General features: G+C 50.0%; 2 rRNA genes. Both read right to left on the bottom strand.

The window, feature by feature from the left end:
• Positions 1 to 58 (bottom strand): 5S ribosomal RNA (gene rrf / locus M8014_RS22920); the annotation flags it as partial.
• Positions 59 to 153: 95 nt separating this feature from the next.
• A 23S ribosomal RNA gene (locus M8014_RS00020) occupies positions 154 to 246 on the bottom strand; the annotation flags it as partial.

Raw genomic sequence — 246 nt, 5'->3', positions numbered from 1 at the left:
GTTTCACTTCTGAGTTCGGCATGGGGTCAGGTGGGACCACCGCGCTACAGCCGCCAGGCAAATTCTGTTTATCAACACGTCTTCTGACCTGTCGATTAATCTGTTATCAAGCTGAAAACCTGTCTCTGCACGCCAAAACAGCTTCGGCGTTGTAAGGTTAAGCCTCACGGTTCATTAGTATCGGTTAGCTCAACGTATCGCTACGCTTACACACCCGACCTATCAACGTCGTCGTCTTCAACGTTC

This window comes from Silvania hatchlandensis (assembly GCF_025564065.1).
Lineage (GTDB): Bacteria > Pseudomonadota > Gammaproteobacteria > Enterobacterales > Enterobacteriaceae > Enterobacter > Enterobacter hatchlandensis.
Note: the sequence above shows the minus strand (reverse complement) of the source record. Positions and strands in the feature narration are given on the sequence as shown.